This is a genomic window from Celeribacter ethanolicus (genome assembly GCF_002407265.1).
In the GTDB taxonomy this organism is placed as follows: Bacteria; Pseudomonadota; Alphaproteobacteria; order Rhodobacterales; family Rhodobacteraceae; genus Celeribacter; species Celeribacter ethanolicus.
Window position 1 is genome coordinate 3004742 of record NZ_CP022196.1, and the last position, 23747, is coordinate 3028488.

32 protein-coding genes are annotated in these 23747 nt (G+C 61.3%); 23 read left to right on the plus strand and 9 right to left on the minus strand.

Annotated elements, in window-relative coordinates:
* Positions 1 to 54 precede the first annotated feature (54 nt).
* Genes def (CEW89_RS14730) through CEW89_RS20865 form a run of 7 tightly spaced genes read left to right on the plus strand, consistent with a single transcriptional unit; the run spans position 55 to position 3097 of the window.
* The gene (gene def / locus CEW89_RS14730) at positions 55 to 576 is read left to right on the plus strand and encodes a peptide deformylase (protein ID WP_096807262.1); all 522 of its coding nucleotides are present in this window, start codon (positions 55 to 57) and stop codon (positions 574 to 576) included.
* On the plus strand, positions 576 to 1067 hold the full coding sequence (def, locus tag CEW89_RS14735; RefSeq protein ID WP_096806414.1) for a peptide deformylase: 492 nt from the start codon (positions 576 to 578) through the stop codon (positions 1065 to 1067). The genes def (CEW89_RS14730) and def (CEW89_RS14735) overlap by 1 nt, the downstream gene beginning before the upstream one ends.
* Positions 1064 to 1567, plus strand: coding sequence for a peptide deformylase (gene def / locus CEW89_RS14740; protein WP_096806415.1), 504 nt, complete (start codon positions 1064 to 1066; stop codon positions 1565 to 1567). Before def (CEW89_RS14735) ends, def (CEW89_RS14740) begins: the two co-directional genes overlap by 4 nt.
* Positions 1564 to 2469: a methionyl-tRNA formyltransferase gene (gene fmt / locus CEW89_RS14745; protein ID WP_096806416.1), complete on the plus strand. Its 906-nt coding sequence runs from the start codon at positions 1564 to 1566 to the stop codon at positions 2467 to 2469. The genes def (CEW89_RS14740) and fmt overlap by 4 nt, the downstream gene beginning before the upstream one ends.
* A 10-nt stretch (positions 2470 to 2479) precedes the next feature.
* Positions 2480 to 2719, plus strand: a complete 240-nt coding sequence (locus CEW89_RS14750; RefSeq protein WP_066707945.1) for a hypothetical protein — start codon at positions 2480 to 2482, stop codon at positions 2717 to 2719.
* Positions 2720 to 2723: 4 nt separating this feature from the next.
* Positions 2724 to 2963, plus strand: a complete 240-nt coding sequence (locus tag CEW89_RS14755; protein WP_096806417.1) for a GlsB/YeaQ/YmgE family stress response membrane protein — start codon at positions 2724 to 2726, stop codon at positions 2961 to 2963.
* Positions 2960 to 3097: a hypothetical protein gene (locus tag CEW89_RS20865; protein WP_155846179.1), complete on the plus strand. Its 138-nt coding sequence runs from the start codon at positions 2960 to 2962 to the stop codon at positions 3095 to 3097. The genes CEW89_RS14755 and CEW89_RS20865 overlap by 4 nt, the downstream gene beginning before the upstream one ends.
* Before the next feature lie 4 nt (positions 3098 to 3101).
* On the opposite strand, the gene CEW89_RS14760 is transcribed toward CEW89_RS20865, so the two are convergent.
* From CEW89_RS14760 to CEW89_RS14780, 5 genes are all read right to left on the minus strand, one after another.
* Positions 3102 to 3725: a trimeric intracellular cation channel family protein gene (locus tag CEW89_RS14760; protein WP_066707952.1), complete on the minus strand. Its 624-nt coding sequence runs from the start codon at positions 3723 to 3725 to the stop codon at positions 3102 to 3104.
* Entirely contained in the window at positions 3722 to 4183 is a 462-nt protein-coding gene (rnhA, locus tag CEW89_RS14765; protein ID WP_096806418.1) for a ribonuclease HI, read from the minus strand. Before rnhA ends, CEW89_RS14760 begins: the two co-directional genes overlap by 4 nt.
* On the minus strand, positions 4176 to 4769 hold the full coding sequence (locus CEW89_RS14770; protein WP_096806419.1) for a class I SAM-dependent methyltransferase: 594 nt from the start codon (positions 4767 to 4769) through the stop codon (positions 4176 to 4178). The genes rnhA and CEW89_RS14770 overlap by 8 nt, the downstream gene beginning before the upstream one ends.
* Positions 4766 to 5746, minus strand: a complete 981-nt coding sequence (ispH, locus tag CEW89_RS14775; RefSeq protein WP_238379762.1) for a 4-hydroxy-3-methylbut-2-enyl diphosphate reductase — start codon at positions 5744 to 5746, stop codon at positions 4766 to 4768. The genes CEW89_RS14770 and ispH overlap by 4 nt, the downstream gene beginning before the upstream one ends.
* A 96-nt stretch (positions 5747 to 5842) precedes the next feature.
* The gene (locus tag CEW89_RS14780) at positions 5843 to 6403 is read right to left on the minus strand and encodes a LabA-like NYN domain-containing protein (protein ID WP_066707965.1); all 561 of its coding nucleotides are present in this window, start codon (positions 6401 to 6403) and stop codon (positions 5843 to 5845) included.
* Positions 6404 to 6541: 138 nt separating this feature from the next.
* Between CEW89_RS14780 and folK the strand changes: the two genes are divergently transcribed.
* The 13 genes from folK to recO all read left to right on the plus strand — a co-directional run bounded on the left by folK (position 6542) and on the right by recO (position 16225).
* Positions 6542 to 7150, plus strand: a complete 609-nt coding sequence (gene folK, locus CEW89_RS14785; RefSeq protein ID WP_096806420.1) for a 2-amino-4-hydroxy-6-hydroxymethyldihydropteridine diphosphokinase — start codon at positions 6542 to 6544, stop codon at positions 7148 to 7150.
* Between the two features lie 95 nt (positions 7151 to 7245).
* Entirely contained in the window at positions 7246 to 7599 is a 354-nt protein-coding gene (gene rpoZ / locus CEW89_RS14790; RefSeq protein WP_096806421.1) for a DNA-directed RNA polymerase subunit omega, read from the plus strand.
* Positions 7600 to 7656: 57 nt separating this feature from the next.
* Complete coding sequence (locus tag CEW89_RS14795) at positions 7657 to 9774, plus strand: RelA/SpoT family protein (RefSeq protein WP_066707973.1); 2118 nt, start codon at positions 7657 to 7659, stop codon at positions 9772 to 9774.
* Between the two features lie 18 nt (positions 9775 to 9792).
* A complete protein-coding gene (locus CEW89_RS14800) occupies positions 9793 to 10443 on the plus strand; it encodes a DUF2062 domain-containing protein (RefSeq protein WP_066707976.1) in 651 nt (216 codons plus the stop codon).
* A gap of 84 nt (positions 10444 to 10527) precedes the next feature.
* Positions 10528 to 11274, plus strand: coding sequence for a pyridoxine 5'-phosphate synthase (locus tag CEW89_RS14805; protein WP_066707979.1), 747 nt, complete (start codon positions 10528 to 10530; stop codon positions 11272 to 11274).
* A 17-nt stretch (positions 11275 to 11291) separates the two neighbouring features.
* Positions 11292 to 11720: an ABZJ_00895 family protein gene (locus CEW89_RS14810; protein ID WP_066707982.1), complete on the plus strand. Its 429-nt coding sequence runs from the start codon at positions 11292 to 11294 to the stop codon at positions 11718 to 11720.
* 44 nt (positions 11721 to 11764) lie between these two features.
* Positions 11765 to 12211 (plus strand): hypothetical protein, encoded by a 447-nt coding sequence (locus CEW89_RS14815; RefSeq protein ID WP_096806422.1) that lies wholly within the window; start codon positions 11765 to 11767, stop codon positions 12209 to 12211.
* Positions 12208 to 12612 carry a holo-ACP synthase gene (gene acpS / locus CEW89_RS14820; RefSeq protein ID WP_096806423.1) on the plus strand — a complete coding sequence of 135 codons (405 nt, stop codon included), beginning with the start codon at positions 12208 to 12210 and terminating at the stop codon, positions 12610 to 12612. Before CEW89_RS14815 ends, acpS begins: the two co-directional genes overlap by 4 nt.
* A gap of 98 nt (positions 12613 to 12710) precedes the next feature.
* Entirely contained in the window at positions 12711 to 13493 is a 783-nt protein-coding gene (gene lepB, locus CEW89_RS14825) for a signal peptidase I (RefSeq protein ID WP_066707992.1), read from the plus strand.
* Positions 13490 to 14179, plus strand: coding sequence for a ribonuclease III (gene rnc, locus CEW89_RS14830; RefSeq protein WP_096806424.1), 690 nt, complete (start codon positions 13490 to 13492; stop codon positions 14177 to 14179). Before lepB ends, rnc begins: the two co-directional genes overlap by 4 nt.
* Entirely contained in the window at positions 14172 to 15086 is a 915-nt protein-coding gene (era, locus tag CEW89_RS14835) for a GTPase Era (RefSeq protein WP_096806425.1), read from the plus strand. Before rnc ends, era begins: the two co-directional genes overlap by 8 nt.
* Entirely contained in the window at positions 15086 to 15418 is a 333-nt protein-coding gene (locus CEW89_RS14840; RefSeq protein ID WP_066707999.1) for a DUF1491 family protein, read from the plus strand. Before era ends, CEW89_RS14840 begins: the two co-directional genes overlap by 1 nt.
* A 63-nt stretch (positions 15419 to 15481) precedes the next feature.
* Positions 15482 to 16225, plus strand: a complete 744-nt coding sequence (recO, locus tag CEW89_RS14845; RefSeq protein WP_096806426.1) for a DNA repair protein RecO — start codon at positions 15482 to 15484, stop codon at positions 16223 to 16225.
* A gap of 19 nt (positions 16226 to 16244) precedes the next feature.
* On the opposite strand, the gene CEW89_RS14850 is transcribed toward recO, so the two are convergent.
* Positions 16245 to 17918, minus strand: coding sequence for an acyl-CoA dehydrogenase family protein (locus CEW89_RS14850; protein WP_096806427.1), 1674 nt, complete (start codon positions 17916 to 17918; stop codon positions 16245 to 16247).
* Positions 17919 to 18124: 206 nt separating this feature from the next.
* On the opposite strand from CEW89_RS14850, the gene CEW89_RS14855 reads away from it, so the two are divergent.
* On the plus strand, positions 18125 to 18895 hold the full coding sequence (locus CEW89_RS14855; protein ID WP_081423932.1) for a sulfite exporter TauE/SafE family protein: 771 nt from the start codon (positions 18125 to 18127) through the stop codon (positions 18893 to 18895).
* A gap of 13 nt (positions 18896 to 18908) precedes the next feature.
* On the opposite strand, the gene CEW89_RS14860 is transcribed toward CEW89_RS14855, so the two are convergent.
* From CEW89_RS14860 to CEW89_RS20870, 3 genes are all read right to left on the minus strand, one after another.
* On the minus strand, positions 18909 to 19238 hold the full coding sequence (locus CEW89_RS14860) for a c-type cytochrome (protein WP_096806428.1): 330 nt from the start codon (positions 19236 to 19238) through the stop codon (positions 18909 to 18911).
* Positions 19239 to 19335: 97 nt separating this feature from the next.
* Entirely contained in the window at positions 19336 to 20934 is a 1599-nt protein-coding gene (locus CEW89_RS14865; protein WP_096806429.1) for a phosphoenolpyruvate carboxykinase, read from the minus strand.
* Positions 20935 to 21081: 147 nt separating this feature from the next.
* Positions 21082 to 21315, minus strand: a complete 234-nt coding sequence (locus tag CEW89_RS20870) for a hypothetical protein (protein ID WP_157779874.1) — start codon at positions 21313 to 21315, stop codon at positions 21082 to 21084.
* Between CEW89_RS20870 and CEW89_RS14870 the strand changes: the two genes are divergently transcribed.
* Positions 21314 to 22015 carry a response regulator transcription factor gene (locus CEW89_RS14870; RefSeq protein WP_096806430.1) on the plus strand — a complete coding sequence of 234 codons (702 nt, stop codon included), beginning with the start codon at positions 21314 to 21316 and terminating at the stop codon, positions 22013 to 22015. The genes CEW89_RS20870 and CEW89_RS14870 overlap by 2 nt on opposite strands.
* Positions 22015 to 23745 carry a sensor histidine kinase gene (locus CEW89_RS14875; RefSeq protein ID WP_096806431.1) on the plus strand — a complete coding sequence of 577 codons (1731 nt, stop codon included), beginning with the start codon at positions 22015 to 22017 and terminating at the stop codon, positions 23743 to 23745. The genes CEW89_RS14870 and CEW89_RS14875 overlap by 1 nt, the downstream gene beginning before the upstream one ends.
* Positions 23746 to 23747 lie beyond the last annotated feature (2 nt).

The following is a 23747-nucleotide window of genomic DNA, read 5'->3' on the forward strand; positions in this document are numbered from 1 at the left end:
CGTTTTCGGCGCTGCACAGTTGCGCGGCATCGGCACAGGGATTACATGCAGGGCATGACACTGAAACCGATCCTCATTCACCCCGACCCGCGTCTGAAAAAGCATTGCGATCCCGTCACCGAGTTCGACAAAGATCTCGCACGGTTTGCCGACGATATGCTCGAGACCATGTACGATGCGCCCGGTATCGGTCTGGCCGCGCCGCAGGTCGGGCTGATCAAACGTATGCTCGTGATGGATTGCGCCAAGGACACCAAGGCCGGGCCGGAGCCGATGGTTCTCGTGAACCCCGAGGTGACGTGGAAAAGCGACGAGCTCAATGTCTATGAGGAGGGCTGTCTCTCCATCCCCGGCCAATATGCCGAGGTGGAGCGCCCGAAAATGGTCCGTGTCAAATGGCAGGATGTCGAAGGCAAAGCGCATGAACAGGAATTCGACGAGCTTTGGGCGACCTGTGTGCAGCATGAGATCGACCATTTGGACGGGGTTCTGTTTATCGACTATCTCAAGCCTTTGAAGCGTCAGATGATCACCCGCAAGATGCAGAAGCTCAAACGCGAGAAGGCCCGTCTCTGATGGCGCTGCGCGAGATCCTGCTTTGGCCGGATGCGCGGCTGAGCACGTCCTGCGCGCCGGTTGTCGAGATCACTGCGGACATCCGCGCCTTGGTGGCCGACATGTTCGACACGATGTATAACGCCCCCGGCCGGGGCCTCGCAGGGCCGCAGGTTGGCGCGATGCTGCGGCTTTTCGTGATGGATGCGACGTGGAAGGAAGGGGAGAAATCCCCTCTCGCCGCAATCAATCCCGAGATCACCGACCTGTCTGAGGACACTTGCGAAATGGACGAGGGCTGTCTTTCGATCCCCGGTATCACCGCGACCGTCACCCGCCCCGCGCGCATCACGCTCTCATGGACCGATCTCGACGGTTTGCGCCACACGCGCGAGATGAGCGGGGCCGAGGCGCGTATCATTCAGCACGAATACGACCATCTTGACGGGTTGGTGCATTTCGACCGGCTCGACGCCAAGACCCGCGCCCGTCTCGAGGAGATTTACGCATGACCATCCGCCCCTTCGTGCCCTATCCCGACAAGCGCCTGAAAACCAAGGTGCCGCCGGTCGAGGCGATCACCGACGAGATCCGCGCGATCTGGGCCGATATGGTCGAGACCATGGACGCGATGCCGGGCTACGGTCTTGCCGGACCGCAGATCGGCGTGATGCAACAATTGGCCGTGGTCGATTGTTCGGAGGAGCGCGGCAAGGCGATCAAGCTTGCCAATCCCGAAGTGCTCCATGCCTCCGTGCAGCCGCGCGAACACGAGGAAGCCTCGCCGAACCTGCCCGGCATGTCCGCCGTGATCTCCCGCCCGCGCGCTGTCACCGTGCGGTTTCTCAACGAGGAGGGCGAGGTGGAAGAGCGCGATTTCGTCGGCCTCTGGGCGACTTCGGTGCAGCACCAGATCGACCACCTGAACGGCAAGATGTATTTCGACAATCTCAAGCCGGTGAAGCGTCAGATGTTCCTGAAAAAGGCCAAGAAAACCGGAGCGATGAAATGAAGATCGTTTTCATGGGCAGCCCCGAGTTTTCGGTTCCGGTGCTCGACGCGCTGGTCGAGGCGGGCCATGAGATCGCCTGCGTCTATTGCCAGCCGCCGCGTCCGGCGGGGCGCGGCAAGAAAGATCGCCCGACCCCGGTGCAGGCCCGCGCCGAGGAGCTTGGCCTGCCGGTGCGCCATCCGGTGAATTTCAAAGACCCCGCCGATGTCGCCGACTTCGCGGCGCTGAATGTCGAGATTGCCGTGGTCGTGGCCTATGGTCTGCTGCTGCCGCAGAGCATTCTCGATGCGCCCAAACGGGGCTGCCTCAACATCCACGCTTCCCTCCTGCCGCGTTGGCGTGGGGCCGCACCTATCCATCGTGCGATCCTCGAAGGCGACGACAAAACCGGCGTTTGCATCATGCAGATGGAAGCGGGGCTCGACACCGGCCCGGTGCTGTTGAGGCAAGAAACCGAGATCACAGCGGAGGACTCCACCGCGCTTTTGCACGACCGCCTGTCCGAGATGGGCGCCGATGCGATCACGGTTGCGTTGGACGCTTTGGGGCAACTTACGCCGGAACCTCAGTCCGACGAGGGCGTGACTTACGCCAAGAAAATCGACAAATCCGAGGCGCATATCGACTGGACCCGTCCGGCGGTTGAAATCGACCGGCAAATCCGTGGCCTCTCGCCCTTTCCGGGCGCATGGGCCACGCTGAACGGCGAGCGGATAAAATTCCATATGTCGCGTGTTGTCGACGGCAAGGGTACCCCCGGCGAGGTGATTGGCACCTTCACGATCGCTTGCGGTGACGCCGCCGTCGAGATTCTCACCGCGCAGCGCGAGGGCAAACGTGCTATGCCGGTGGCGGAGATTTTGAAAGGGCTGGATCTGCCGGAGGGTAGCCGGTTCGAGTGAGGGCAAAGCCATGTTTCCAGTGATGATCGGCACCATCGTGATCGCGGGCATCGTCGGCTATGCCAGCGAGCGGACCGGCTTCACCCGCAACGGCATCCTGCCCTCAATCATCATCTGCGTTGGTGGCGCGTTTCTGGCCTATTTCATCCGGCTGATGTTCGGCATCGGATTCGGCTCTCCGGGGCTGAATGCCATCGCCTCCTCAATCGGCGCACTGCTCATCGTGCCGACCCATTGGCGGAGGCGTTGATCTCATGCCGGTTCTCTTTCTGATCATCGTCGGGGCCGCTGCGGGCTTTATCGCGACCCGCATCATGGAGATGAAAACCGACCTGGTCACCACCGTGGTCATCGGTATGTTCGGTGCCTTGATCGGCGGGCTGGTGCTGCGTTTCCTTCTGATGCTCTCCGGCGTGGCTGCCGGTTTCGTCGGCGCGATCCTGGGGGCGATGCTGCTGATCTGGGCGTGGAAAGCGCTGAGTGCCCGGAAATGATCTGGCTTCTCTCCATCCCCGGCATGATTGCGCGCATCCTGTTCAGCCTTGCGCTCTGGCTGATGTTCCGCCCCGGAGGCTGGCTTGTCGCGTGTTGCCTCGCAGTGGCGGCAACCTGGTACATCAAGGTGTGACGCCTCAGTTCTTCGGCGGTCGCGATTTGTAGACGGGCAGGGACCAGCCCCAGGCGAGGCTGCCCGCGCGCAGAATGAATGTCACAATCGCGCAGATTGCAAAGCCCAAAAAGCGCGATAACTCAAAATGAGATGCAAGAAGCAGCGCCAGCGGACCGGCCAGCGCCGCCGAGGCATAAAGTTCACCGTGCTTGAGGATCAACGGCACTTCATTGCACACCACGTCCCGCATCATGCCGCCAAAGCATCCGGTCGCAACCCCCATCAGGGCGACGATCACCGGTGGTTGACCGAGCTTGAGCGCGACCCCCGCACCCGCCACCACGGCGACGGAAAGCGCCACCGCATCGGCCCAGAGCAGCGCTTTCTGTCGGCTCTCAAAGAGGTGCGCGGTAAAAAACACAACGGCCGCGACAAGGCAGGCGATGACGATATAGGTCGGATCGGCGATCCAGAACACCGCATCTCGGTTGAGCAGCACATCGCGCAATGTGCCCCCGCCCACGGCGGTCAGACAGGCGACGAAAGCGAAGCCGACAAGGTCGAGCTGGGCGCGGGAGGCAGCCAAGGCGCCGGAGATCGCAAACACGATGACCGAGGCGTAATCGAGGGCTGCCAGGGGTGTCATGTGGTGCTCTTTTTGAACGGCGCCATGCCAGCGCGGGCCAACTCATCGGCGCGCTCGTTTTCCGGGTGCCCGGCGTGGCCCTTGACCCATTCCCAAGTCACATCGTGGCGCTTTTGCGCCTCGTCGATGCGCTGCCACAGATCGACATTCTTCACGGGTTTTTTCGCGGCGGTCTTCCAACCGTTGCGTTTCCAGCCGTGAATCCAGCCGGTGACACCGTTTTTCACATAGGCGCTGTCGGTGACGATGGTGATAGACGTCGGGCGTCCAAGCGTTTCAAGCGCAGAGATCGCCGCGAGCAACTCCATCCGGTTGTTCGTGGTCTCTGCCTCGCCGCCCTTAAGCTCGCGTTCCTTGACGACCGTGTCGCCATCCTTTGCCTGCAACAAAGCGCCCCAGCCCCCCGGGCCGGGATTTCCGGAGCAGGCTCCGTCGGTATATGCGTAGAATTCAGCCATGACAAAGCAGGGTGATATAGTGCCCGGCTGTGCCGTCAAGCCCCACACCGTCAAACAGGTGTTTCTCCATGATCTTGAAGCCCGCTGCACTGAGCAGGTCCTCAAGTTCGGCCTCACCATAATAGGTGTAATAGCGCCCGATCTTGTCCGGTCCCGCGCCCGTGCCGAGCTTCATTGCAATGTGAAACACACCGCTGGGCGTCAAGGCATGGTGAATGCGGGTGAGCAGATCGGACAGGTCGGTGCGTTTGGCATGGAGCAGGCTGAAATTGGCCCAGATGCCATCGAAGGCGGCGGCGTCGGACAGGTCTTCGAACCGGGCGAGCCGCGTGGCGACACCATCATGCTGCTCAGCGAGAGCAAGCATTTCAGAAGACCCGTCCCACGCCTCGACCCGAAATCCTTGCGCCGCGAACCATCCAGCATATTGCCCAGGTCCGCATCCCAGATCGAGGATGAGGGCCTGTGTCGGCAGCGAGGCCGCAAAGGCTTGCGCCTGCGGCAATTCAAAAAGCTCGGCATTGCGAGCAGCATAGGCCCCGGCCTGCGCATCGTAGATCGCAATGGTCGGATCGCCCCCGCTCATGCAGGCTCCCGCAGCACACGCGGCACTTTGAACTCGACGTTTTCCTGCGCGGTTTCCACCAGGTCGACGGTCACATCGTACCGGTCGCGAAAGGCGTCGATCACCTCGTTGACCAGCACCTCGGGGGCTGAAGCGCCCGCGGTGATGCCGACAGAAGTAATGCCTTCGAGCGCGCGCCAGTCGATGTCGGGGGCGCGTTGCACAAGTTGGGAATAGGCGCAGCCATTGGCCTTGCCCACTTCGACCAGACGTTTGCTGTTCGAACTGTTGGGTGCCCCGATCACCAGAAGGGCGTCGATATGTGAGGCAATCGCTTTGACCGCCGCTTGCCGGTTGGTTGTGGCATAACAGATGTCTTCCTTGTGTGGGCCGACAATATTCGGGAAGCGCGCGCGTAGCGCTGCGATCACATCGACCGTATCATCCACCGACAATGTCGTCTGGGTGATAAAGGCCATCCGCTCCGGATCACGCACCTCAAGCCCCGGCACATCGTCGGGCGTTTCGACCAGAAGAACCTCGCCCTCGGGCAATTGCCCCATGGTGCCGATGGTCTCCGGGTGGCCGGCATGACCGATCATGATCATCTGAAGCCCGTCGGCGTGATGGCGCTCCGCCTCGATGTGGACCTTGGACACCAGCGGACAGGTGGCGTCGACATAGACCATCTCGCGCTTGGCGGCCTCTGCCGGTATGGCTTTCGGCACGCCATGGGCGGAAAAGATCACCGGGCGGTCATCGGGACAGTCGCTCAGTTCCTCGACGAAGATCGCGCCCTTGGCCTTGAGACCGTCGACAACGAATTTGTTGTGGACGATCTCATGACGGACATAGACCGGCGGGCCCCATTTCTCGATCGCCATTTCGACGATCTTGATCGCACGGTCGACACCGGCGCAGAACCCGCGCGGGGCGGCGAGGTAGAGGGTCAACGGGGGCTTGGGGGTGGTTTCGGTCATGGGGGTCGTATCGGTCATGGCGCGCTCCTGATCTTTTTCAGAGGTAGCGGCGAACGTGTCCGAGTGCAACGACCGGGAAAGCAAAAGCCCCCTCGGGGGAGGGGGCTTTCGGGATCAGTTCTCGTAGCTGTCGTCGTCGCGCGGCTCGCGCGGCGGGCGCCCGATCACATCCTTGAGATCGTTCAGCTCGATGAAATTGTCGGCCTGACGGCGCAGTTCGTCGGCGATCATCGGCGGCTGCGTCTTGATCGTGGACACTACGGAGACGCGCACGCCCTGGCGTTGCAGGCTTTCGACCAGTGGGCGGAAATCGCCGTCGCCGGAGAAGATCACGATGTGATCGACGTGGGGCGCAAGCTCCATCGCATTCACGGCCAGCTCGATGTCCATGTTGCCCTTGATCTTGCGACGGCCCATCGAGTCGGTGAACTCCTTGGCCGGTTTGGTGACCATGGTGAACCCGTTGTAGTTCAGCCAGTCGACCAGCGGACGGATCGGCGAATAGTCGTCGTTCTCCAGAAGGGCGGTGTAGTAGAATGCGCGCAGAAGTTTGCCACGACGCATGAATTCCTGTCGGAGAAGTTTGTAATCGATATCGAATCCAAGCGATTTCGCGGCCGCATAAAGATTCGAACCATCGATGAACAAGGCAAGCCGTTCATCTTTGTAAAACATCTAAAGGTCCTTTTATCTTGTCTTTTTTGGACGGCCGCTGGACGCGGCACGTCAGTTGTTCTTGGCTTTCTGCACAGTGAAATAGTATGAAACCGGCCAAATCAACACTTGTCTAAATATATAGGACGGACGGGTCAGGTGGGTAAACAGACCGACAAATGGGCAAAAAGGCGCGCATGGGTTGCGTTCGGGGCGAATCTGCCGTCGACCGCCGGTGAGCCGATCGAGACATTGCGCGCGGCGGTGCGTGATTTGGCGGGGTCAGATGTCGCGGTCACGGCGATCAGCCGGATTTACGAGACGCCTTGTTTTCCGCAGGGGGCGGGGCCGGATTACATCAATTTCGCCGCGGAGATCGAAACGTGCCTCGCTCCGGAGGCGCTTCTGGCGCGTCTCCACGAAATCGAGCATCGCTTCGGTCGCGTGCGCAAGGTCCGCTGGGCCGGGCGTCCTGTGGACCTCGACCTGATGGCGATGGCGGATGAGATTCTGCCAGACATGGCGTCGGTGCAGAACTGGATCGCCTTGCCCCCGGCAGAGCAGAGTGTGCGTGCCCCGGATCGGCTGATCCTGCCGCATCCGCGCATTCAGGACCGGGCCTTCATGCTGATTCCCTTCGCCGATCTCGCCCCCGACTGGCGGCACCCGATCCTCGGGCGAACCGTGGCGGAGATGCTCGCGGCCCGCCCCGAGGCGGAAAAATCCGAGGTGAAACCCCTCGCAGACCTCGAAATCCTGCCCGAATAGGGGCAGAATGAGGAGAAAGGGCGCTTGTCAAGGGCGGGGTGAGCGCCTAAATAGAGCCTTTGAATTGCACCCCCGTCTGAACGATTGGAGATCCCATGGCCCGCGTGACCGTTGAAGATTGCGTCGACAAGGTTCCGAACCGCTTCGAGCTCGTGATGCTCGCCGCCCACCGTGCCCGCGAGATCGCCGCAGGCTCCGCGCTGACCGTGGACCGCGACAATGACAAGAACCCTGTCGTTGCGCTGCGCGAGATTGCCGAGGAAACCCAATCCGCCGACGCGCTGCGCGAGCGGATGATCGAAAGCCATCAGACCCAGATCGAGGTCGATGAGCCGGAAGACGATCAGATGGCGCTTCTCATGGGCCAAGAGGCCGACAAGCCTGCCGAGGACGACATGTCCGAAGAGAAACTGCTGCGCGCGCTGATGGAAGCGCAGGGGCAAAACTAAGATGCGGGGCCGCATGAGTTTCATGATGGCCCCAATCCACGGAGTGCGCGGACCAAAATGATCGACGTCGAAGACCTGATCGCACTGGTCCGCAACTACAATCCCAAGACAAATGCCGATCTGATCCGCGAGGCCTATGCCTACGGGCGCGAGATGCATGAGGGGCAGTTCCGCCGCTCCGGCGAACCCTATTTCACCCATCCCGTTGCCGTCGCCGCCATTTTGACCGAACAGTCTCTGGACGATGCGACGATCATCACGGCTTTGCTCCACGACACGATCGAGGACACCCGCGCCTCTTACCAAGAGGTCGCGCGCAAGTTTGGCGAAGAGATCGCCGAACTGGTCGACGGGGTGACGAAGCTTACCAACCTGCAACTCTCCTCGACAGAGACCAAACAGGCGGAAAACTTCCGCAAACTGTTCATGGCGATGTCGAAGGACCTGCGGGTGATCCTCGTCAAACTTGCCGACCGTCTGCACAACATGCGGACGATCAAGTCGATGCGCCCGGAGAAACAGCTCCAGAAGGCGCGCGAGACCATGGACATCTATGCGCCGCTTGCGGGCCGCATGGGGATGCAATGGATGCGCGAGGAGTTGGAGGATCTGTCTTTCCGCGTCATCAACCCGGAGGCGCGCAACTCGATCATCCGCCGCTTCATCACGCTGCAACGCGAAACCGGCGATGTGATTCACAAGATCACCAATGACATCCGTGCCGAGTTGGAGCGCGAGGACATCGACGCCGACGTGTTCGGACGGGCCAAGAAACCCTATTCGATCTGGCGCAAGATGGAGGAGAAGCAACAGAGTTTCTCCCGTCTCTCCGACATTTACGGTTTCCGTGTCATCACCCGATCCGAGATGGATTGCTACCGTGTCCTCGGTGTGATCCACCAGCGCTGGCGCGCCGTGCCGACGCGGTTCAAAGATTACATCTCCCAGCCGAAATCCAACGGTTACCGGTCGATCCACACCACCGTGTCGGGACGCGACGGCAAACGTGTCGAGGTGCAGATCCGCACCCGGCAGATGCACGAAGTTGCCGAAAGTGGCGTGGCCGCGCACTGGTCCTATCGCGACGGTGTGCGGGCGCAGAACCCCTTTGCCGTCGATCCGGCGAAATGGCTGGCCAGCCTCACAGAGCGCTTCGAGAATGCGGAGGATCACTCCGAATTCCTCGAGCACGTCAAGCTGGAGATGTATTCCGACAAGGTCTTCACCTTCACGCCGAAGGGCGAGGTGGTGTCCCTGCCGAAAGGTGCAACGCCGCTGGATTACGCCTATTCGATCCACACCCGCATCGGCGACAGTTGCGTGGGCGCCAAGGTGGACGGCATCCGTGTACCGCTCTGGACCCGGCTGAAAAACGGCCAGTCGGTGGAAATTCTCACGGCCGAGGGCCAGCGTCCGCAGGGCACCTGGCTTGACATCGTCGTGACCGGTCGCGCCAAGGCGGCGATCCGCAAGTCCCTGCGCGAAGAGGACCGCGAACGCTTCGTCAAACTGGGCCGCGAACTGGCCCGCGTGGCGTTTGAGCATGTTGGCAAGAAAGCGTCCGAGAAGGCTCTGGCGACGGCTGCGAAACAGATGTCTCTGGGCTCTGCCGAAGAGCTTCTGGCCCGGCTCGGGTCTGCCGAGCTTGCCGCCTCCGACGTGGTGCGCACGGTCTATCCGGAGCTGGTGCGCGAAAGCTCGGCCATCGATTCGAAACGTGCGGTTCTGGGCCTCTCCGAGGGCGAAAGCTACAACCGTGCGCAATGTTGCCAACCGGTTCCGGGCGAACGCATCGTCGGTATCACCTATCGCGGCAAGGGCGTGGTGATCCACGCCATCGACTGCCCCTCGCTCGAGGAGCTTGAGACCGAGACCAACCGCTGGATCGACCTGCAATGGCATTCCGGGCCGCATGCGCCGGAGTATACCGTTTCGCTCGACATCACGATCTCGAACGACACCGGGGTGCTCGGGCGGATCTGTACGCTGATCGGCGAGCAGAAGGCGAATATCTCGGATCTGCGCTTCGAGGATCGCAAGCCCGATTTCTACCGGCTGATTGTCGATGTGGACCTGCGGGACGTCGAGCATCTCCATGCGGTGATGCTGGCGCTCGAGGCGGAAAGTGATGTGGCACGGGTGCGCCGGTACAGGAACTTGGACAGGCGGCCCTGAGCGGCCACGGGAGAGACGTTGGTTTTCAAACGCCGGGATAAGCTGACGCCGCAGCAATGGCTGGCGCAAGCCCTCTGGCCGAAGCGCGGCTGGGGGCGGGCCGTGCAATACATGAAACACCGGCTGCACCGTCTTCCCGACACGCCGCACAAGATCGCCCGGGGCGTTTTTGCTGGCGTCTTCACCGTCTTCACCCCGTTCTTCGGTCTGCATTTCATCATCGCGGCGCTTCTGGCCAAGCTGATGCGCGGCAATGTGATCGCCGCCTTGCTCGCGACCTTCGTCGGCAACCCGCTGACCTATGTGCCGATCGGGGTGATCTCGCTCAAGATGGGGCATTTCCTCTTGGGCACCCGGTTCGATCCGCATCACGAGCGCAGTTTCATCGGCAAGTTTTTTGATGCCGCCGACGATTTCTGGCGCAATTTCCTCGCGCTTTTCACCGATCGGGACAGCAACTGGGACGCGCTGATCCGTTTCCTGCACGAGATCTTCTTTCCCTATCTCGTGGGCGGCATCATTCCGGGTCTCATTGCGGGGCTTGCGGCCTATTATGTCACCCTGCCGATGATCACCGCCTATCAGGCGCGCCGTCGCGGCAAGCTCAAGGCCAAGCTCGAAGAGCTGCGCCGCAAGAAGCAGGCCAGGAAAACCGCGCACAAGCCTTGATCGAAGCCATTCGCATTTGTCGGTTTTCTTTCCCGGCCCGCGCGCTATGGTCCGGCCACACGCAAACCGTCTGGGAATAGGATCATGAGTGGGAAACTCCGTCTTGGCATGAACATCGACCACGTCGCCACCGTGCGCAATGCGCGCGGCTCGGCCTACCCGGACCCGGTGCGTGCCGCGAAACTTGCCGAAGAGGCGGGGGCCGATGGCATCACCGCGCATTTGCGCGAAGACCGCCGTCACATCACCGATACCGACATCGAGGCGCTGGTGTCGAACCTGTCAGTGCCCTTGAACTTGGAGATGGCTGCCACCGACGAGATGCAGAAAATTGCCCTGCGCCACAAACCGCATGCGATCTGTCTCGTGCCCGAGAAGCGCGAGGAGCGCACCACCGAAGGTGGGCTTGAAGTGGCGCGCGAGGAAAACCGGCTGGCGCATTTCATTGCGCCTCTGCGCGATGCGGGCTCTCGCGTGTCGATCTTCATCGCCGCTGACCAGCCACAGATCGAAGCCGCGCATCGCATCGGCGCCGCCGTCGTCGAACTGCACACCGGCGCCTATTGCGATCTTCATGCGGAGGGCAAATTTGCCGAGCGAGACGACGAACTCAAGCGCCTGACGGACATGGCGGCCTTTGCGCATTCGCTGGGGCTTGAGGTCCATGCCGGTCACGGTCTGACCTATGACACCGTGCAACCCATTGCTGCCCTGCCGGAAATCGCCGAACTGAACATCGGCCATTTCCTCATTGGCGAGGCGATTTTCCGCGGTATCATCCCGGCGATTCAGGAAATGCGGCGCCTGATGGACGAGGTGCGCGCGGGTTAAGTCGAAGGGGTAAAGAGATGAAAGTGTTGCGTTATACGGGGATTCTGATTGGCCTCTCCATCCTGGTCGGAATTGTTCTTGCGCTTCTGGAGAACCTGCTGGGGCTCAATGGCGGCACCGCCGCCGGGATTGCCGCCGTCATCGGGGCAGCCTCTTTCGAGGGGAATTTCTTCGCCAGGAAAGAGGGGCATGTGCCTGAGAAAGCAGAGAAACGTGCCTTTGCCCGGATGGCGACGCTGGTCAATCTGGCGTTTGGTGCGCTTGTCTTTCTGGGCTTGTTATTCACGATTCCGGAGTTGCGCAATCCGATGGCGATTGTGCCTCTGGTCGTTCTGTCGGTCCTGCTTCTTCTTGTGGTCTATTATGCCAGCGGTTGGTTCTTTGCCCAAAGCGCTAAGAACTGGCTCAAGGCGGACGCAAAGAAACGCGCAAAGTCGCAGGGTTGAGTTTGCCGTTTGTCTGGCGTTTCCATCAGGATAGGTTGACTGGTATGAAATGGCTCGCTCTGCTCCTTCCCCTTGTCGCCTCTCCCGCCTTTGCCGCGGAGATCACGCCTTGCGACTGGCGCGCCTCAACTGCGGCTCTTGTCGAGCCCTGGGAAGACAACAGCCGCAGTTTCGCCAATGGCGTGATCCGCGTTGCCCTGCTCGACACGGTCGAACCGGCAGCCGCCGCGTTTCATCTCCTGGTCCTGAGCCCGCCTTACACGGCGCTGGGCGAACGTCAGTGCCATGTGATCTCTGCGGCGCAAGACATGGGCTATCTCTCGCTCGATTTCGCGGGGCTGAATGCGCATTACGATCCCGCGACGGGCCTGACGCTGGACCTGCCGGGGGAACGCTATGAAGGGGAGGAGGCCCTGCCCGTGACCCTCACCGTGCGGATTGATCAAAGCGCGCCCGATCTTCTCGTCTCCGAAGAGGTTCGCGTCGAATGATCCTCGGCATCGGCTCCGATCTCGCCAATATCGACCGCATTTCCGCGACGCTCGACCGCTTTGGCGAGCGCTTCAAGAACCGTGTGTTCACCGAGATCGAACAGGCCAAGGCCGAACGCCGCCGCGATGTCGCGGGCACCTATGCCAAGCGCTGGGCCGCCAAGGAAGCCTGTTCCAAGGCGCTGGGCACCGGACTGGCCATGGGCATCTCGTGGAAGGACATGGCGGTCAAGAACCTGCGTACCGGGCAGCCGGTGATGGAGGTCACGGGCTGGGCGAAAGAGCGTCTCGACGAGATGACGCCGCCGGGGCACGAGGCGATCATCCATGTCACGCTCACCGACGATCACCCCTGGGCGCAGGCGTTTGTGGTGATCGAGGCCCGTCCGATCACGGAATAACCCCGAAAACCCCGCCTTCACGGGCGTTTGCCTTGACTCCCCTCCGTGCGCCTTTCATATCCCGCAGAAGGTAAAACCGTTCCCCAAAGGAAGAGCAGATGAGCAGCGCCAAGGACAGCCTGACCGAAACCGTCAAAACAGTGGTCTATGCGCTGTTGATCGCGGGGATTTTCCGCACCTTCTTCTTTCAGCCCTTCTTTATTCCCTCGTCTTCGATGAAGGACACGCTGTTGATCGGGGATTTCCTCTTCGTCAACAAGATGAGCTACGGCTATTCGCAATGGTCCTGTCCGAAGATCGTGAATTTCCTCTGCCCGATTTCCGGCCGCATCCTCGGCTCCGAGCCTGAGCGCGGCGACATCGTCGTCTTCGAACATCCGACCGAGCACCGCACCTTCGTCAAACGCCTGATCGGCCTGCCGGGCGATCAGGTGCAGCTCCGTGACGGGGTGATCTTCCTCAATGGCGAGGAAGTGCCGCAGACGCCCGATGGTGTGTTCGTCGAGACCTATGAAAGACAGGGGGCCGCGGGTCATTTCCCGGCCTGTGCAAACACGCCCGGCGAAGGCGGCGATTGCATCAAGGAAAAATACATCGAAACACTGCCCGGCGGGCGTCAGCATTCGGTCCTGAACATCCGCGACATCTCGCTCGACAACACGGCGGTCTACACCGTGCCCGCAGGCAATTACTTCTTCATGGGCGACAACCGTGACAACTCCGCCGACAGCCGTCTGGCCCCATCGGCGCGCGGTGTCGGTTTCGTCCCCGAAGAATACCTCCTGGGCAAGGTCAACCGCGTGATGTTCTCCGCAGCCGGTAAACGTCTGGTCTATTTCTGGACCTGGCGCAAAGACCGTTTCTTCAAGGCGCTGCAGTGAAGATCTCCGCCGATATCCAGGCGTTCCAGGCGCGGCTCGGGCATGAGTTCTCTCAACCCGAACTGCTTCTGCGCGCACTCACGCACAGCTCGATCTCCTCGCCGACCCGTCCCGACAACCAGCGTCTCGAATTCCTGGGCGACCGTGTTCTGGGCCTGACCATGGCGGAGGCTTTGTTCGAGGCCGACAAATCCGCCTCCGAAGGTCAGCTCGCGCCCCGGTTCAACGCGCTGGTGCGCAAGGAAACCTGTGCCGACGTGGCCCGCCAGATCGACCTTGGCGCCGTGTTGAAGCTGGGCCGGTCCGAGATGATGTCGGGCGGGCGCCGCAAAGAGGCGTTGCTCGCCGACGCCATGGAGGCGGTGATCGCCGCAGTCTACCGCGATGCCGGATTCGATGTGGCGAAGGCTCTGGTGCGCAGGCTTTGGGGCAAACGCATCGACCGGGTCGAGGACGACGCCCGCGATCCGAAAACCGCGCTTCAGGAATGGGCGCAGGCTCGGGGGCAGAAGCCGCCGCAATACACCGAGGTCTCCCGCAAGGGCCCGGATCATGCGCCGGTGTTCACCATCGAGGTGACGTTGGAAAGCGGCGAGGCGGAGCGCTCCGAGGCGAATTCCAAACGACAGGCCGAACAAGCCGCCGCCAAGGCGCTTTTGCAAAAACTGGAGGCCGCACATGGCTGAGACCACCCGCGCGGGCTTTGTTGCCCTGATCGGCGAACCCAATGCCGGGAAATCCACGCTTCTGAACCGTATGGTCGGGGCCAAGGTGTCGATTGTCACCCATAAGGTGCAGACCACACGCGCCCGCATTCGCGGCGTTGCGATGGAAGGCGACAGCCAGATCGTCTTCGTCGACACGCCGGGGATTTTCAAACCCAAACGTCGGCTGGACCGCGCCATGGTCTCTGCCGCCTGGGGCGGCGCTGCGGATGCCGATGTCGTCGTGTTGCTGATCGAGGCGCACAAAGGCATCACCGAAGGCGTCGAGGCCATTCTGGCCGCGCTCGACGAGCATTCGAACCCGAAACAGAAAATCGCCCTTGCGATCAACAAGATCGACATGGTGGACGTGGAGAAACTCCTCGCCCTGGCCAAGGACATGAACGAACGCCGCAGCTTCGTGGAGACTTTCATGATCTCCGCCGAGAAGGGCAAAGGTGTCGACGATCTGCGCAAATGGCTCGCCCGCGAGTTGCCGGAGGGGCCGTGGCTCTATCCCGAGGATCAGATCGCCGATCTTCCGATGCGGATGATCGCCGCCGAGATCACGCGCGAGAAGCTGACCCTCAACCTGCATCAGGAACTGCCCTATCAGCTCACCGTCGAGACCGAGCAATGGGAGGAGCGCAAGGACGGTTCCGCCCGCGTCGATCAGGTGATCTACGTGTCGCGTGACGGTCACAAGGGCATCATCCTCGGTAAGCGTGGCGAAACGATCAAACGCATTTCGCGCGCCGCGCGTGAGGAATTGTCGGAGTTTCTGGGTCGCAAGGTGCATTTGTTTTTGCAAGTCAAAGTGCGCCCGAACTGGCTGGAAGAGGCCGAGCGCTACGGCGAAATGGGTCTCGATTTCAAAGACGGCAACTGATGGCGCGGCTGACGGCAGATGTCTGGGTCTCGGCCTATCTGACGCGTCTGCGGCTTGCCGATATTCCGGCTTTTGTGGTGAAAAAAGGCGACGCCACGGCGGGCGCCGTGATGGTCAAGCTCAACACGCTGGACGGGCAGGCCAAGGCGTTTCAGCGCGAGTTCAACCTGATGGAAGACCGCCGCGAATGGGGCCTTCTGGCCGAGGGCGAAGAACGCGCGGTAGACGCTTCGCTCGCCAAACAACGATCTTTCGATCCCGATCTGTGGATTATCGAGGTGGAGGACCGTTTGGGTCGTACGCTTTTGGATGAGCCGGGCCTCGGTGATTGACCCCGCGCCCTTCGCAGGTCAGTGTTTTATGAGTATTTTTGCCAACGAAAAGCCGGAAGACGCATGATCGAGTGGCGCGATGAAGGGGTGGTTCTATCCGTCCGCAAACATGGCGAGACCTCGGTGATTGTCGAGGTGTTTACGCCGGAGCACGGCCGTCACGCGGGGGTAGTACGGGGGGGCATCTCGCGTAAGATGACGCCGCATTTGCAGCCGGGCGGGCAGGTCGCCGTGACGTGGAAGGCGCGGATCGAGGATCACCTCGGAAGCTTTATTTTCGAGCCGGTGAAAAGCCGCGCGCATGTGCTGAATGATCCCATGGCGCTTGCCGGGATGACGGCGATGACCGCGATGCTCTCACAGCTTTTGCCAGAGCGCGAACCCCATGGCTATCTCTATGTCGACAGCCTCGCGCTGTTCGACCGCATCGGCACCGACCCGATGTGGCCTTTGGCCTATCTGCATTGGGAGGTCTCGTTGTTGGAGGAGCTCGGCTTCGGTCTCGACCTCTCGTCCTGTGCCGTGACCGGCTCGCCGGACGATCTGATTTACGTCTCGCCCAAGACGGGTCGTGCCGTCTCGCGGCAGGGGGCGGGCGACTGGGCGGACCGGCTTTTACCGCTGCCGCAGTGTCTTCTCGGCCAGTCCTCTTTGGATTTCACAGAGATCGGGCAGGGATTACAGACCACCGGTCACTTCCTTGCCAAGATCGTCGCCGAGCTGTCGGACAAGGCCCTGCCTGCCGCGCGCAACCGGTTTCTCGACCGGATCGCGAAAAAGGCGGCGCAGGAGGCACCGCCTTTTTGAAGTTCTTTAAGACTTCGGTTCAGCCCAGCAAACGCCGCGCAATCACCTGCGCCTGAATCTCGCCTGCGCCTTCGAAGATGTTCAAAATCCGCGCGTCGCAGAGAATGCGGGAAATCTGATACTCCAGTGCAAAGCCGTTGCCGCCATGGATTTGCAGCGCATTGTCCGCGGCGGCCCAAGCGACCCGTGCGCCCAAAAGCTTCGCCATCCCGGCCTCAAGGTCGCACCGGTGCCCGTGATCTTTCTCCCAAGCGGAGAAATAGGTGAGCTGACGCGCCACCATGATCTCGACCGCCATCATCGCCAGCTTGCCCGACACACGCGGGAACTCGATCAGCGATTTGCCGAACTGTTTGCGGTCCTCGGCATATTGCATGCCGACTTCGAGCGCGTTCTGCGCCACCCCGATGGCCCGCGCGGCGGTCTGGATACGGGCGCTCTCGAAGGTCTCCATGAGCTGTTTGAAGCCCTTACCTTCCTCGCCGCCCAGAAGGTTTTCGGCCTTCACCTTGAACCCGTCAAAGCCCAGCTCGTATTCCTTCATACCGCGATAGCCCAAGACCTCGATCTCACCGCCGGTCATGCCGGGGGTGGGGAAGGGGTTCTCGTCATCGCCGGGCGTTTTTTCGGCGAGGAACATCGACAGGCCTTTGTAATCCGAGGTGTTCGGATCGGTGCGGGCCAGAAGCGTCATGACATGGGTGCGCGCGGCATGGGTGATCCAGGTTTTGTTGCCGGTGATCGTGTAGGTTTCGCCCTCTTTCACCGCGCGGGTGCGGAGGCTGCCCAAATCAGAGCCGGTGTTCGGTTCGGTGAACACGGCGGTCGGCAGGATTTCGGCGGCGGAGAGTTTCGGCAGCCATTGCTGTTTCTGCTCTTCCGTGCCGCCGCCAAGGATCAGCTCGGCGGCAATCTCGGAGCGCGTGCCCAGAGAGCCAACACCGATATAGCCGCGCGACAGCTCTTCGGAGACCACGACCATCGCCGCTTTCGGGAAACCGAACCCGCCGTATTCCTCCGGAATGGTGAGGCCGAAGACGCCCAACTCGGCCAGTTCCTCGATGATCTCCATCGGGATGAATTCATCCTTCAGGTGCCACTCATGAGCAAAGGGCACGACCTTTTCGTCGGCAAAGCGACGGAACTGATCGCGGATCATTTCCAGATCGTCATCGAGACCGGAGGCGCCAAAGGTCGCGTGGCCCGCATTGTCCCGCATCAGTTCGACAAGACGGTTGCGCGCGGCGATGGAATTGCCGTCGAGCATCAGCTTGACCACCTCGTTATGGCTCGGCTGCACGAGGCCGAGGCCAAGGTGGGCGGGGCGGCAAATCTCGCCCTGGTTCATCGGGATGCCACCGTAAATCTGGCTGAGGTATTCCCCGAAAGCGATCTGATGGATCAACTGTTCCATCTCGCCGAACTTACCGTCTTCCGACAGGCGTTCGGCCCATTTCTGCATCTGCCGCAGGCTCTCGACATAGGTCGCAAGCCAGGCAAGCCCGTGCGCCGCCGTCTGATTGGCCTCAAGCTTGCGCCCGGAAATCCGGTCACCGTCGAGAAACTCCGTGCGCAAGGCAGCGCGCGCGCGGTCGAGAAGCGCCTCCGCGGGGCCGACGGAGGCCGCTGTCAGGGCCAGAAGATTGGGCAAAATCGGGTTCGACATGGTCAGCTCCTGTTGATCAAGGGCCATGGGACTCTCTCCTCCTCGGGGTCTTGTGACTGTCTAATCATTTCGCAGTTGCAGCGCAATAATATTTTCTCATTCTGCTTTATTTTGACGTAATGTGTCGTGGTGGGGTACTCCTGCCCGCTGGACTAATAAAACCGGACCGCTGGCCGCATGAGCGCACAGGCTTGGCCCTGTACAGGGGCAGGGGCGGGGGCCTATCAGGGGGCATGATCGACAGCCTTCTGACACTTCTCTCCTTCCCGCAGGTCCTCGCGGCCCTTGCCATCGCGCTCCTGGCCGGCTTTGTCAAAGGCGCCACGGGCTTTGCCATGCCGATGATCATCCTGTCGGGGCTCGGCTCCTTCCTGTCGCCGGAGCTGGCGCTGGCGGGGCTGATTTTTCCCACCGTCGTTTCCAATGTCTGGCAGGCGTTGCGCGGCGGTGTCGGCGAGGCGGTGGAGGCGGCTGTGCGCTACAAGCTCTACATCGCCGCTCTGCTGGTGATGATCCTGCTGTCGGCGCAGCTCGTGGTGATCCTGCCGCAATCCGTGGTCTTCCTGTCGCTCGGCGTGATCGTCGTCCTGTTGGCGAGTTACCTGTTGATCGGGCGGGCGCTGACCATTCCCGAGCATCACCGCAGTTTCTACGATTTGGGTCTCGGTGCGATTTCCGGTGTGATCGGTGGCATCGCCGGGGTCTGGGGGCCGCTGACCGTCGCCTATCTCACTGCCGTGGACACGCCGAAAAAGCTCCAGATCAAGATCACCGGGGTGATCTTTGGCGCCGGGGCGATCACGCTTCTTCTGGCGCATCTGCGCTCCGGTGTGCTCAACGCCCAGACCATTCCGCTCTCCGCCATGCTACTGCTCCCGGCGATTCTGGGCATGGCCGTGGGGCAATGGGTGCAGGACCGGCTGGATCAGAAGAAATTCAAACGCGCGACGCTGTTCGTCCTTTTGATCGCGGGCGCGAATCTGATCCGGCGCGGGCTGTTTTAGCGGCGCGGCTGTTTCAATCCTGCTTTGCCGCCTCAAGCCGTAGCTTGATTTCGGCGACCTTCGGGTTCAGCGACATGAGAAAGGCGGCAATGGCCTCCGGCTTGCCGTCTTCCAGCCAGATCTCGGGCATCTGGTCGATGCCCTTCACCGCCTCTGTCACGTCCTTCAGGATCGAGCCCTGAATGTCCGGCCCGTTTTCCCCAAGCGCCTCTTCGCCGTGACAGGCGGAGCAATAGTCGAGAAAGGCCTGTTGCCCCGTCGCGATCAGCGTGGGGTCGGTGAGGGCCGTGTCCTGGGCAAATCCGGGCAGGGGGAAAAGGCAAAGGGCGAACAGGTATTTCATGCCGCCTGTCTGCCAGATCGCGGTGACACCCTTGTGACGGACAAAAGAAAACGCCCCGGCCGAAACCGGGGCGCTGAATGTCGCAGTGCGGCAAGGCTTACTTGATCGCGGCGGCTTTCACGTCGTCGTCGATATAGGGCAGGTACTGCTCGAAGTTCTCTTTGAACATTTTCACGAGTTTCTCAGCCTGCGCATCGTATTCCTCGTTCACGCTCCAGGTCTTGCGCGGGTCGAGCAGAACGTCGGCCACATCCGGCACGGAGACCGGCACTTCGAAGCCGAAGTTCGGGTCGATGCGGAATTCGACGTCATGCAGCGAACCGTCGAGGGCGGCGTGCAGCAGGTTGCGGGTTGCCTTGATCGGCATCCGCGAGCCGGAGCCGAAGGCACCGCCGGTCCAGCCGGTGTTCACCAGCCAGCAGGTCGCACCGTGCTTTGCGATCTTCTCGCGCAGCAGGTTGCCATAGGCTTCCGGGCGACGCGGCATGAACGGTGCGCCGAAGCAGGTGGAGAAGGTCGGGATCGGTTCCACGACACCCACTTCCGTGCCCGGAGTCTTCGAGGTGAAGCCGGAGAGGAAGTGATACATCGCCTGCGCCGGCGTCAGACGGGCGATCGGAGGCAGAACGCCAAAGGCGTCACAGGTCAGAAGAATGATGTTCTTCGGATGGCCGCCCATCGCGGTGTCGGACGCGTTGGAGATATACTCCAGCGGGTAGGCGCAGCGCATGTTCTCGGTCAGCGAGCTGTCCTTGAAGTCGAGCACTTTGGTGTGCTCGTCGTAGACCATGTTCTCGATCACGGTGCCGAATTTGAAGGTCGTGGCGTAGATCTCCGGCTCGGCTTCGGCCGAGAGGTTGATCGTCTTCGCGTAGCAGCCGCCTTCGAAGTTGAACGTGCCCTTGTCGGACCAGCCGTGCTCGTCGTCACCGATCAGCACGCGGGCAGGGTCGGCGGAGAGCGTCGTCTTGCCGGTGCCGGACAGACCGAAGAAGATCGCGGTGTCGACCGGGTTGTTCGGCGCGTGGTTGGCGGAGCAGTGCATCGCCATGATGCCTTTGCCCGGCAGGATGTAGTTGAGAAGCGTGAACACGCCCTTCTTGTTCTCGCCCGCATATTCGGTGTTGCCGATCAGGATCAGCTTTTTCTCGAAGTTCAGCGCGACGACGGTCTCGGAGCGGCAGCCGTGACGTTCCGGATCGGCCTTGAAGGACGGGCAGTTGATCACGGTGAAATCGGCGGTGAAATCGTCCAGTTCGGACAGTTCCGGACGGCGCAGCATGGTGCGGCAGAACAGACCGTGCCACGCGAGCTCGGTGATCATGCGGACATCGAGACGATTTTCCGGGTCGGCGCCGCCATACAGATCCTCGACGAAGAACTCGCGGCCCTTCATGTGCTCAAGCATATCGGCATAGAGCACGTCGAATTTCGCCGGATCCATCGGCTTGTTGTTTTCCCACCAGATCGTGTCTTCCACGTCCGGCGTGCGCACAACGAATTTGTCCTTGGGGGAACGGCCGGTGTGCTCACCGGTGCTCACGAGGAAAGACCCCCCCTGGCCAAGCTCGCCTTCGCCACGTTTGATCGCTTCCTGGATCAGCGCGGGCTCAAGCAAGTTGTAATAGACAGTGCCAAGCCCGGTAATGCCTTGGTCCTCAAGAGTGAAAGCCGGGTTCACGCGTCCGGTCGTCATATGCAAAGCTCCCTCGCCGTGTCCTTGACGGCGTCTGTGGATAACATTCTACGGCGCGAAAGGGCCATTCGCGCCCGGGGCGGCCATGCGCCCGACGGTTGTGCTATATCACGGTTGTCGCTGTCGTAAACAGGACACAGGTCAAGGTTAGCGCAACCATGAAAGCGGTAGCGCAAACAGATCAAACGCCTTCTTTTGCGGGCATAAAATCCATGCAGCCGGAATGGCCGGATGAGACATATTAGTCATTCCTTGTCTTTTTTGCCTTTCCATGGCTTTCAGTGCTGCAACTGATTCGCGGTTTCGCTTGATTTGACCTCGGGAAACGCGGAGTATGGCACAAAAAATGAACCAGTTGAGCAGTTGAAGGGAACCGACCATGTCTCGTATCGCCTTGGTTGACGACGACCGGAATATCCTGACCTCCGTGTCCATGACGCTCGAGGCCGAAGGCTTCGAGGTCGAAACCTACAATGACGGGCAGTCGGCCCTGGATGCGTTCAACAAGCGCCTGCCGGACATGGCCGTGTTCGACATCAAGATGCCGCGCATGGACGGGATGGACCTGCTGCAGCGCGTGCGTCAGAAAACCAACATGCCGGTGATCTTCCTGACCTCGAAGGACGATGAGATCGACGAGGTTCTGGGGCTGCGCATGGGCGCCGACGATTACGTCAAGAAACCGTTTTCCCAGCGTCTGCTGGTCGAACGTATCCGTGCGCTTCTGCGCCGTCAGGAGGCGATCTCGGGCATCGACGTGGTCGAGACCGAAGACACCAAGGTCATGGTGCGCGGCGAGTTGGAAATGGACCCGCTGCGTCATGCGGTGACCTGGAAGGGCAAGGATGTGACGCTCACCGTCACCGAATTCCTGTTGCTTCAGGCACTTGCGCAACGTCCCGGTTTCGTCAAATCCCGCGATCAGTTGATGGATGTCGCCTATGACGATCAGGTCTATGTCGACGACCGCACCATCGACAGCCATATCAAGCGCCTGCGCAAGAAAATGCGTTCCGCCGATCCCGACTTCTCCGCCATCGAAACGCTCTACGGCATCGGTTACAGGTATAACGAGGAATAATGTCGTTTTCTTCCGGCATGGATCGCGCAGGTAAGCGCGGCACCGAGGACACCGATGTCGTGCTCGGCGACGACTGGGTTGCGCCGCGCACGCTCGATGCGGATTTGCGCGCCAAGCGGGAGCGCCGTCGTTTCATCGCCGTGAACCGCTCGCCTCTCGCGCAGAAGATCATCACCTTCAATCTCGTCGCGATCATCCTGATGGTGGCTGGCATCCTCTATCTCAACCCGTTCCGCGACAGCCTGGTGGTGCAGCGCGAGATGGCGATGGTCACCGAGGCCGCTCTGGTGGCCGATATGATGGAGCTGACGGCAGGGAAAGACGGGGCGCTCACCGCGGATGGCGGCGCAGAGGACATCGCCTCCGTGCTGGAAGTGCTGGAACTGCCGCTGCGTGAACATGTCTTCGTCTACGACGCGACCGGGGGGCTGATCGCCTCGACCGAGGGCATGACCCGTGCCGAGATGGCACAGGTCGCGGGGGTCGAGCGCAATGACCGCTCCACCGTTATTTCCGATTTTCTCAATGGGATCTGGTCCGCCGTGACCCTTGCCAAAGGCCCGCAAGGCGAACAGGTTTCCGACGCCGGGGAGCATATCGCCGGGCTCGCCAGCCAGGCGCTCAACAACGAAATTCACGTCAACACCAGTGTCAGTGCCGATGGCTTTACGGTTTTCACCGTCGCCGCGCCGGTCACCGTCGTAACGGAGGCGGGTGAACAGACCATCGGTGCAATCGTGCTCACCTCCGGCGAGGGCGAGATTGACGAACTGGTGCGGGTCGAACGCGAACAGATTCTTCAGGTCTTCGTCATCGCCATTCTGGTCTCCATCGGTCTGAGCCTCGTTCTGGCCTCGACCATCGCCAACCCGCTTGCGGATCTGGCCGCCGCCGCCGAAATCGGGCGCGACAGGAACAGCCGCAAGGTGGCGCCGGGTCGCGTGCGCATTCCCGACCTGTCGGGCCGTCCCGACGAGATCGGTCGCCTGTCCTCGGCACTGCGTGGCATGGTTTCGGCGCTTTACGACCGGATCGACGCCAACGAACAATTCGCCGCCGATGTGGCCCATGAGATCAAGAACCCTCTGGCCTCGCTGCGCTCCGCCGTCGGCTCGCTTCGCATGATCAAGAAAGAGGAGCACCGCGCGAAACTGCTCGATGTGATCGAACATGACGTGCGCCGCCTCGACCGTCTGGTCTCCGACATTTCCAACGCTTCGCGGCTCGACAGCGAGTTGGTGAAGGAGGAAGAGGAAGAGTTCAACCTGATCCAGATGCTGACCAACCTGATCGACTATCTGTCGCAGGAGGCGCAGGAGAAAGGCGTCGAGTTCATCTCCGACATGCCCGACAAGCCGATCGTGATTTCCGGCCTTGAGGCGCGTCTGGCGCAGGTCTTCGTCAACCTGATCACCAATGCGGTCTCGTTCTGCGAGGATGGCGATGCGATCCGTGTCTGGGTCCGTAAACGCGATCACCGGGTGCTGATTGTGGTCGAGGACACCGGACCGGGCATCCCCGAAGAAGCACTGACCAAGATTTTCAAACGCTTCTATTCGGAGCGCCCCGAAGGTCAGTTCGGCAACAACTCGGGTCTCGGTCTTGCGATCTCGAAACAGATCGTCGAGGCGCATGGTGGCGTGATCTGGGCCGAGAACATCCGCCCGACCGATGCCGACATCACCTCCGATCCGCTTGGGGCGCGTTTCGTCGTCGGTCTGCCGGTCTGAGC